The sequence below is a fragment of the Streptomyces sp. NPDC001568 genome (genome assembly GCF_042893755.1).
In the GTDB taxonomy this organism is placed as follows: Bacteria; Actinomycetota; Actinomycetes; order Streptomycetales; family Streptomycetaceae; genus Streptomyces.
This window is the reverse complement of sequence record NZ_JBIAVF010000022.1, coordinates 147586-158196: the sequence shown is the minus strand read 5'-3', so window position 1 is coordinate 158196 and position 10611 is coordinate 147586. Positions and strand designations below refer to the sequence as shown.

The window sequence follows — 10611 nt, the reverse complement described above, 5'->3', positions numbered from 1 at the left end:
GGGCAGGTCAGAAGCTGGTGGTGGTGGTGTCGCCGGTGGGGCCGTCGTCGTCGGACCCGGCCGTGTCGAGGGCGAGGTCGAGGAGGTCCTGGAGGTCCATCGTGTCGATGGATCCCGCGGCGTCGGCGGCGTCCGGACCGGGGCCGGAGCCCGTGGGTTCGGGGGCGGCGAGCCCGAGGAGGGTGTCCAGGAGTCCCGCTTCGCGGATCCGGCCGATCGGGATGCCGGCGAGGGTGCGGCGCAGTTCCGCGTCCTGTGGGTCGCTGTCCAGGTCGGCGACGGCCGGGGCGCCGTTGCCCGCGGGGAAGAGGGTGTGCAGCAGGTGGCGGGTGAGGGCCTGCGGGTTGGGATAGTCGAAGACCAGGCTGGAGGGCAGTCGCAGGCCGCAGGCGGCGCTCAGGCGGTTGCGCAGTTCGACCGCGGTGAGCGAGTCGAAGCCCAGGTCCTTGAAGGCCCGGTCGGGTGCGACGGCGTCCGCCGAGGGGTGGCCGAGGGCCGCGGCCGCGTGTTCGCGCACGAGGTCGAGGAGGGCCGTGTCCCGGTCGTCGCCGGACAGGTCGGTGAGCCTTCGCAGGACGGCCGCGGCGGCGTCGGCCGCCGTGGTGCCGCTGTCGGGGGAGGCGGCGCCGGGTGCGTCGCCGCGCAGTGCGTCGCGCACCTCGGGCAGGTCGCCGATGAGGGGGCGGGGGCGGGCGGCGGCGAACACCGGGGCGAACCGTGCCCAGTCGACGTCGGCGACGGTGACGGTCGCCGACCGGCCGGCCAGGGCGCGTTCCAGGGCCGTCAGGTTGGTCCCGGGGGCGACGGGCGGCAGCCCGCGCCGGGTGAGCTGTTCCTCCGCGTCGCCCTCGGCGGCCATGCCGCCCTCCGCCCACGGCCCCCAGGCGACCGCCGTGGCCGCGAGCCCGCGGGCCGCGCGGCGCTCGGCGAGCGCGTCGAGGAAGGTGTTGGCGGCGGCGTAGGCGGGCTGTCCGCCGCTGCCCCAGACTCCGGCGATGGAGGAGAAGAGGACGAACGCGTCGAGGGAGTCCGGCGCGTCGAACAGGGCGTCGAGGTGGACGGCGCCGGCGGTCTTGGCGGTGACGACCCGGGCGAATCCGGGCAGGTCGGTGCCGGTGCCGGGCGGTTGCGAGATGCCGGCCGCGTGGACGACGGCGCGTACGGGGGTCCCGTCGGCCGCCAGCCCCGTGACCAGGGCCCGCAGCGCCTCCCGGTCGGTGACGTCGCAGGCGGCCAGGGTGACGGCCGCGCCGAGCGCTTCAAGTTCGGTGCGGACCTCGCCGGCGCCGGGCGCGTCGGCGCCGGCGCGGCTGACGAGCACGAGGTGCCGCGCGCCGCGTTCGGCGAGGCGTCGTGCCACGTGGCGGCCGAGGGCGCCCGTGCCGCCCGTGATCAGTACGGTGCCGCGCGGGGTCCAGCGGGCGCCGGCCGTGTCCGTCGGGACGCCGGCGCGTACAAGGCGTCGTACGAAGGGGCCGGCGGCGCGCAGGGCGAGCTGGTCCTCGTCACCGGCCGCGGTGAGCGCGGCCGGCAGGCGGGACAGTACGCGCTCGTCGCACTGCTCGGGGAGGTCGAGGAGTCCGCCCCAGCGGTCGGGGTGCTCCAGTGCGAACACCCGGCCCAGGCCCCAGACCTGCGCCTGGCCGGCGCCGCCGAGGGTGTCCCCGGGGACGGCGGAGACCGCGTCACGGGTGAGGCACCACAGGGGTGCGTCGGCGCAGCCGCTGTCCCGCGCGTCCGGGCCGGTGGTGAACTCCTCCGAGGTGAGTACGGAGGCCAGAGCGGCGGTGAGGGCCAGCCCGACGGGCACCGCGGGGTGCTCGGGGTGCGGCCGCTCGTCCAGCGCCAGCAGCGACAGGACGCCGGTGACCGGTCCGGTGACGAGGTCCGCCGCGGCTTCGCGCAGGCGCTCGTCCAGGTGGGTGCGCAGGGCGGCCGGGTCGGCGTGGATGACGTCGAGCGGGAGCGGGAGGATCGTGGCGCCGCGGTCACTCAGGCGGTCGGTCAGCGTGCGGACCCAGGGGTCGGCCGCCAGCGGCGCGGGGACGGCGACCAGCCAGGTGCCCGCGGCGGCCGTGTTCCCGCCCTGAGCCCGGCTCTGCCCCTCGCCGGACCACGGCTGCCAGGTGACGTGGTAGAGCAGCGCGTCGGCCTCGGCCCGGGCCTGCCGGTCGCGCCGCCAGGCGGACAGGGCGGGCAGGACGGCGCCGAACGACTGCTCCGCGTCGACGGCGAACTCGTCGGCGAGCGCGGTCAGGTCGGCCCGCTCGATGACGTCCCAGAACCGGGCGTCGGCCCCGCTCCCGGCGGCGGACCCGGCCTGCGCGACCGCGCCGGGGTGCGCGGTGGCGGGCTCGGGCCAGTGGCGCCGGGGCTGGAAGGGGTAGGTGGGGAGGTCGACGCGCCGGCCGTGGTTCCCGGTGGCGGCGAAGTAGGCCCGCCAGTCGAGGGCGATGCCACGGGTGTGGGTGTGGGCGAGGGCGGTGGTCAGGGTTTCGGACTCGGGCCGGCCGGTGCGCAGCACCGGCACGAAGGCGGCGTCGCCGTCCTCGGCCAGGCAGTCCTGGGCGAGGGCGGACAGGGTTCCGTCGGGGCCGAGTTCGAGGTACGTGGTCACGCCGGCCGCCTCCAGGGCGCGGACGCCGTCGAGGAAGCGGACCGTATCGCGGACGTGGCGGACCCAGAAGTCCGCCGAGCCCATCTCGTCCTCGGTGACCAGGGCGCCGGTCAGGTGGGAGACGACCGGGATGCGCGGAGCCGCGTACGTCAACTCCTCGGCGACCTTGCGGAAGTCGGCGAGCATGCCGTCCATGTGCGGCGAGTGGAAGGCGTGACTGACGTTGAGCCGCTTGGACTTGCGGTCGGGGAAGGCCGCCACGACAGCCGTCGCGGCGTCCTCGTCACCAGCGATCACGACGGCCTGCGGGCCGTTGACGGCGGCGATGCTCACCCGGTCCGTCAGCAGCGGCAGGACCTCGCCCTCCGACGCCCGCACCGCGATCATCACACCGCCCGTCGGCAGGGCCTGCATCAGCCGGCCACGGGCCGCGACCAGCGTGCACGCGTCGTCCAGCGACAACACACCCGCCACATGCGCGGCGACGATCTCACCGATCGAATGCCCCGACACGAAGTCCGGCCGTACACCCCACGATTCGAGCAGCCGGAACAACGCCACCTCCACCGCGAACAACGCCGGCTGGGTGTACTCGGTCCGGTCCAGCAGATCGGCATCGTCCCCGAACAGCACGTCCTTCAGGGGCGTTTCGAGGTCGAACCGGTCGCAGATCGCGTCCAGCGCGGTGGCGAACACCGGCTGGGTCGCGTGCAGTTCACGCCCCATCCCGGTGCGCTGGCTGCCCTGTCCGGTGAACAGGAAGGCCTGCGCGCCGCCGGTGGCCGTCCCGCGGATCAGCCCCGGCGCGCTCTCGTCGGCCGCGACGGCGGCGAGCATGCGCAGCAGGCTCTCACGGTCAGCGGCGGCGAACGCCGCGCGGTGGTCGAGTCCGGCGCGGCCGGTGGCGAGGGAGTACGCGAGGTCCACGAGGGCGGAGCCGTCCTCGGCCCCGGTCACGTCGGCGCCGGCCTCGGCAACGGGGAGCAGCCGGGCGGCTTGGTCGCGCAGGGCCTGCGGGGTCCTGGCGGACAGGACGTAGGGCACCGGTCCGGTGGGCGGGGTCGTCGGCGCCGGAGCGTCCGTGTCCTGCGGTGCCTGCTCGATGATCGTGTGGGCGTTGGTGCCGCTGATGCCGAACGAGGACACCGCGGCCCGGCGCGGCCGTCGGGTCTCGGGCCAGGCCGTCGGCTCGGTCAGCAGGGTGATGTCGCCGGCCGCCCAGTCGACGTGCGGGGTGGGCTCGTCCACGTGCAGGGTTTGCGGCAGCGTCCCGTGGCGCATCGCCATGACCATCTTGATGACGCCCGCCACGCCCGCGGCGGCCTGCGTGTGGCCGATGTTCGACTTGACGGTGCCGAGCAGCAGCGGCTGCCCCTCGGGCCGGTCCTGACCGTACGTGGCCAGCAGGGCCTGGGCTTCGATGGGGTCGCCGAGGCGGGTGCCCGTGCCGTGCGCCTCCACGGCGTCGACCTCGGCGGCCGACAGGCCCGCGCTCGCGAGGGCGGCGCGGATGACGCGCTGTTGCGAGGGTCCGTTCGGCGCGGTCAGGCCGTTGCTCGCGCCGTCCTGGTTGACGGCCGAGCCGCGGACGACCGCGAGCACGGGGTGCCCGTTGCGGCGGGCGTCCGACAGCCGTTCCACGAGCAGCATGCCGACGCCTTCGCCCCAGCCGGTACCGTCCGCTGCCGCCGCGAAGGCCTTGCAGCGGCCGTCGGGGGACAGGCCGCCCTGGTGGCTGAACTCGCTGAAGGTGCCGGGCGTCGACATCACCGTGACGCCGCCCGCGAGGGCGAGGGTGCATTCGCCGGCCCGCAGGGCCTGGATCGCCCAGTGCAGGGCGACCAGCGAGGACGAGCAGGCCGTGTCGACGGTGACCGCCGGGCCCTCCAGGCCCAGGACGTAGGAGACGCGACCGGACATGACGCTGCCCGCGTTGCCGGTCATCACGTGGCCGAGTACGCCGTCCGCGTCGGCGGACCGCTCCAGTTGGGCGTCGTAGCCGGTGTAGGCGGCGCCCACGAAGACGCCCGCGCGGGTGCCGCGCAGTGAGGACGGGTCGATGCCGGCCCGCTCGACCGCTTCCCAGGAGGCTTCCAGCAGGAGGCGCTGCTGCGGGTCCATGGCGAGGGCTTCGCGCGGTGAGATGCCGAAGAAGTCGGCGTCGAAGGAGTCGGCGTCGTAGAGGAATCCGCCCGCGAAGGGGCGTCCGGTGTCGGAGGCGGTGTTCCCGGTGTCGGCGGCGCTCCCGGCGCCGCCCGCCGTCCCGGTGCCCGTGGCGTACAGCTCGGCCATGTCCCAGCCGCGGTTGCCGGGGAGGCCGCCGATGGCGTCGCCGCCGGTGGCGACGAGCCGCCACAGGTCCTCGGGGTTGCCGACTCCGCCCGGGTAGCGGCAGCTCATGGCGACGATCGCGATGGGGTCGTCGGCGCCGGAGGCGGAAACACGCGACGGGGCGCCCAGGGTGTGGTGCGTCGTGTCCGACTCGGCCGCGTCACCGAGGAGTTCGACGAGCAGTTGTCGTGCGAGGGCGGTGGGCGACGGGTGGTCGAAGACGAGCGTGGTGGCCAGGCGCAGTCCGGTGGCGGCGCCGAGGCCGTTGCGCAGTTCCACGGCGGTCAGCGAGTCGAAGCCGAGGTCCTTGAACGCCTTGGCCGGTTCGATCCGTTCGGCCGAGGCGTGGCCCAGCACGGAGGCGACCTGCGCCCGTACGAGTTCCAGCAGGGCGCGTTCCTGTTCGGGGCGGGTCAGGCCGGTCAGTCGGTCGGCGAGGGAGTCGCCCGCTTCGGCGCGGGTGTGCGCGGTGCGGCGTCCCGCCGGGCCCAGCAGGTCCCGGAACACGGGGGCGACGGGGCCGGGCGCGGCAGCGGCGCGCAGAGCGGCGGGGTGGAGTCGGGCGGGGACGAGGACGGGCCGGCCGGAGGCCAGCGCCGCGTCGAGCAGGGTCATGCCGTCGGCGGCGGAGAGGGCACCCATGCCGTGCTGCTCCATGCGGCGCAGCTGGGTTTCGTCGAGTCCGCCGATCATGCCGCCGGCTTCGGCCCACAGGCCCCAGGCGAGCGAGGTGGCGGGCAACCCCTGGTGGTGGCGGAGTTCGGCGAGGGCGTCCAGGTGGACGTTGGCGCAGGCGTAGTTGGCCTGGCCGGCGGCGCCGAGGGTTCCGGCGATGGCCGAGTACAGGACGAACGCCGTGACCGGCAGGTCGCGGGTCAGTTCGTGCAGGTGGAGGGCGGCGACGGCCTTCGGCCGCAGGACGGCGTCCAGCCGGTCGGGGGTGAGGGACGCGATGACGCCGTCGTCGAGTACGCCCGCCGTGTGGACCACGGTGGTGAGGGGGTGTTCGGCGGGGATCGCGGACAGGACGGCGGCCATCGCGTCCCGGTCGGCTGCGTCGCAGGCGGCCCAGGTGACCTCTGCGCCCAACGCGGCCAGTTCCGCGCTGCGTTCGGCTGCGCCGGGTGCGTCGGCGCCGCGCCGGCCGAGCAGCAGCAGGTGGCGCACGCCGTGGGCGCCGGCCAGGTGGCGGGCGACGATCCCGGCGAGGCTGCCGGAACCGCCGGTGATCAGGGCGGTGCCGTTCGGGTCGATGGTGACGCCGTTGCCGGCTGCGGGGTCGGTCGGCGGGGTGCGGCGCAGGCGCGGCACGTGCACGGCCGCGTCGCGGAGCAGCAGCTCCGGTTCGCCGGAGTCGAGGGCGGCGGCGAGGGCCGGAGCGGTGAGGTCGGCGAGGTCGGCGAGGTCGGCGAGGTCGGCGAGGACGAAGCGGCCGGGGTTCTCGGTCTCCGCGGACCGCAGCAGTCCGCGGATCGCGGCGTGCGGCAGGTCCTCGGCGCCTTCGCCGGGCCCGGCGACCGCGCCGGCGGTCACGACGACCAGCCGGGACGTTGCGAACCGGTCGTCGGCCAGCCAGGCCTGGGCCAGGGCGAGGGCCCGGTGCGCGGCCCCGCGCAGCGTGTCCGGCGAGGCACCCTCGGGCTGCCGCGAGAAGGGGGCCAGGACGTACGCGGGGACGGGCGTGCCCGCCTCGACGGCCGCGCCGAGCTCCGCCAGGTCGGCGTAGCCGGGGGCCTGACCGGATCCGGCGGCGCCGAGCACCGCCCAGCCGCCGGCCGGCCCGGTCGGGGCCGGGGCGGCCGGTGAGGGCAGGGGCGTCCACGCGAGCTGGAACAGGGCGTCGCGCACGACGGCCGGGACCGGGTCCGTGCCGTCGGTGGTGCCGGTGGTCGTGGCGGTGAACGCCCGCGGGGCGAGTCGGCCGACGGTGGCCACCGGGTCGCCGAGGTCGTCGGCGAGGTCGAGGGCGTACGTTCCGTCGGCGGCCGGTCGGACGCGTACGCGCAGGGCGCCCGCGCCCACCGCGTGCAGGGTCACGTCCGACCAGACGCTGCCGGGCCCGACGGCCGCGACGGCGGCGGATCCGTCGGCGGTCGCGGCGGCGCCCGCCAGAGCGAGCGCGGCGTGCGCGGCGGCGTCCAGGAGTACCGGGTGCAGCCCGAACCCGGCTGCCTGCGGAGCGTCTTCGGGCAGGCGCACCTGCGCGAACCACTCTCCGTCACGGTGCCAGGCGGCCTCCACGGCCCGGAACACCGGGCCGCGCTCGGGGGCGTGGGCGTGGGCGTGGGCGCCGTGAGGCTCGTCGGTGGCGTAGAGGTGACCGGTGTCGACGGGCTCGGCGCCGGCGGGGGGCCACGGTCCAGGGGCGAAGGCCGTCGCGGGGGCGGCGGGGCTGAGGACACCCCGGGCGTGGCGGGTCCAGCCGCTGCCCGCGTCGGTGGGGTCGTCCGGGCGGGCGGACACGGTGAAGGCGCGCCGGCCGTCCTCGTCGGGGCTCTCCACGAGCACCTGGATCCGTACGCCGCCGTCGGCGGGCAGCGCGAGCGGCGCGTCGAGCACCAGTTCCCCGACGGTGCCGCAGCCGGCGAGGTCCCCGGCGCGCACGGCGAGTTCGACGAACGCCGCTCCCGGCAGCACCGTCGTACCGGCCACGGTGTGCTCGGCGAGCCAGGGGTGGGTGCGGGCCGAGAGCCGGCCGGTGCACAGCACCTGGTCGGAGCCGGCGAGGGTGACGGCGGCGCCGAGCAGCGGGTGCGCGGCCGGGTCGAGTCCGGCCACGGCGACGTCGCCGGCCGCGCCGGCGCCGGGCTCCAGCCAGTACCGCTCGTGCTGGAAGGCGTAGGTGGGCAGGTCGACGCGGCGGGCGCCGGTGCCGGCGAAGTACGTCGCCCAGTCCACGGCGGCGCCGTGGGCGTGGGCCCGGGCGAGGGCGGCCATGGCCGTCTCGGGCTCGGGCCTGCCGCCGCGCAGCACGGGGAGGAAGACGGCTCCCTCGCCGCTGACGCAGTCCTGGGCGAGGGCGGACAGGACGCCGTCGGGGCCGATCTCCACGTACGTGGTCACGCCGGCGGCTTCCAGGGCGCGGGCGCCGTCGAGGAAGCGGACCGCTTCGCGGACGTGGCGGACCCAGAAGTCCGCCGTGCCCATCTCGCCGTCGGCGACGAGGGCGCCGGTCAGGTTGGACACGACGGGGATGCTCGGGGCGGCGTACGTGAGCCCTTCCGCGACCTGCCGGAAGGCGTCGAGCATGCCGTCCATGAGCGGCGAGTGGGAGGCGTGGCTGACGGCGAGCCGCTTGGTCTTGCGGCCCTGTGCCCGGAAGCCGGCCTCGATGACGGCGGCGTCGTCCGCGGCGCCGGCGATCACGACCGACCGGGGGCCGTTGACGGCGGCGATGTCCACCCGGTCGGTCAGCAGCGGCAGGACCTCGTCCCGCGTCGCCTGGAGGGCGATCATCGCGCCGCCGGCGGGCCGGTCCTGCATCAGTCGCGCCCGGGCGGCGACGAGCGTGCACGCGTCGTCGAGCGGGAGGATCCCCGCGGCGTGCGCGGCGGTGATCTCGCCGATGGAGTGACCGGACAGGTAGTCGGGCCGCAGGCCCCAGCTCTCGACGAGTCGGAACAGCGCCGTCTCCACGGCGAACAGCGCGGGCTGCGTGTACTCCGTACGGTTCAGCAGCTCCGCGTCCGCGCCGAACAGGACGTCCTTCAGGGCCAGTTCGAGATGGTCGTCCATGTGGGCGCAGACGGCGTCCAGGGCGTCCGCGAACACCGGGAAGGTTTCGTACAGTTCGCGTCCCATGCCGAGGCGCTGGCTGCCCTGTCCGGTGAACAGGAACGCGGTCCGGCCCTCGGTGGCGGTGCCTGTGACCAGGCCCTCCGCGTCCGCGCCGACGGCCAGCGCCGCCAGGGCGGTGTCGAGGCCGTCGTCGGTGCGGGCGAAGAGGACCGCGCGGTGCTCCAGGGCGGCGCGGGTGGTGGCCAGCGAGTGTCCGAGGTCGAGGGCGCCGGCGCCCACGCTCCCGAGGGCGCGGGCGTCGATCAGCCGGGCGGCCTGGGCACGCAGCGCGGCGGCGCTGCGGCCCGACAGCGTCCAGGGCAGCAGGGCAGGCCGCACCCGGACGACGGGTTCCGCAGCGGCCGGCGCATCGCCGTGGGACGGCTCGTCCTGCGGGGGCTCCTCCTGCGGGGCCTCCTCGATGATGGTGTGCGCGTTGGTGCCGCTCACGCCGAAGGCGGACACGGCCGCGCGGCGCGGCGCCCCGGTCTCGGGCCAGGGCATCGGCTCGGTGAGCAGCGACACCGCTCCGGCCGTCCAGTCGACGTCGGGGGTCGGCTCGTCGACGTGGAGGGTCTGCGGCAGGACGCCGTGGCGGATCGCCATGACCGTCTTGATGATGCCCGCGACACCGGCCGCGGCCTGCGTGTGTCCGAGGTTCGACTTGAGGGATCCGAGGCGCAGCGGCCGGCCCGCGGGCCGGTCCTGCCCGTACGTGGCGAGGAGCGCCTGGGCTTCGATGGGGTCGCCGAGGCGGGTGCCGGTGCCGTGCGCCTCGACGGCGTCGATCTCGGCGGCGGAGAGGCGTGCGTTCTCCAGGGCCTGCCGGATGACGCGCTGCTGGGCGGGGCCGTTGGGGGCGGTGAGGCCGTTGCTGGCGCCGTCCTGGTTGATGGCGGAGCCCCGGACCACGGCCAGCACGGGATGGCCGTTGCGGCGTGCGTCCGACAGGCGCTCGACGAGGAGGACGCCGACGCCTTCGGCCCAGCCGGTGCCGTCGGCGGCGGCGGCGAAGGACTTGCAGCGGCCGTCCTCGGCGAGACCGCGCTGGCGGCTGAACTCGACGAACACGTCGGGCGTGGGCATCACGCAGACGCCGCCGACCAGGGCGAGCGTGCACTCGCGCTGGCGCAGGGCCTGTCCGGCCAGGTGCAGGGCGACGAGTGAGGACGAACAGGCCGTGTCGATGGTGGCGGCCGGGCCCTCCAGGCCGAGGACGTAACTGACGCGGCCCGACAGCACGCTCGTCGCGCCACCCGTCAGCAGCAGCCCCTCCAGCCCCTCGGGAACCTCCGCGAGGTCGGCCCCGTACCCCATGGCGCCCGCGCCAATGTAGACACCGGTGCGGCTGCCGCGTACGGAAGCGGGGTCGATTCCGGCCCGCTCGAACACCTCCCAGGAGGTTTCCAGGATCTGGCGTTGCTGCGGGTCCATCGCCAGGGCCTCGCGCGGCGATATCCCGAAGAATCCGGGGTCGAAGGCTGTGGCGTCGGCGAGGAATCCACCGCCGGTGTTGTAGAAGGTGCCCTTGCGGTCGGGGTCCGGGTCGGCGAGGGACGCGATGTCCCAGCCGCGGTCGTCGGGGAAGCCGGTGATCGCGTCACCGCCCTCGGCGACCAGGTGCCACAGGTCCTCGGGCGACCGCACCCCGCCGGGGAAACGGCAGCTCATCGCGACGATCGCGAGGGGCTCGTGGGCGTCCTGCTCGACCTCCTGGAGACGGCGGCGGGCCCGCCGCAGCTCCGTGGTCATCCACTTCAGGTTTTCGAGAAGCTTTTCTTCGTTCGCGCCGGCCACTGGAACGTCACCTCCTGGAGAAATGCGGGTTGCTTGCGGACTGCGGGTGAGAATTCGACGAACTCAACTCATGCGATGAATTGAGAGAA

Annotated in this window: 1 protein-coding gene; it reads right to left on the bottom strand. The window is 75.6% G+C overall.

Annotated elements, in window-relative coordinates; all coding sequences use genetic code 11:
• Nucleotides 1–7: 7 nt before the first annotated feature.
• A complete protein-coding gene (locus ACFY0I_RS33365) occupies nucleotides 8–10522 on the bottom strand; it encodes a type I polyketide synthase (protein ID WP_388902764.1) in 10515 nt (3504 codons plus the stop codon).
• Nucleotides 10523–10611: the final 89 nt, after the last annotated feature.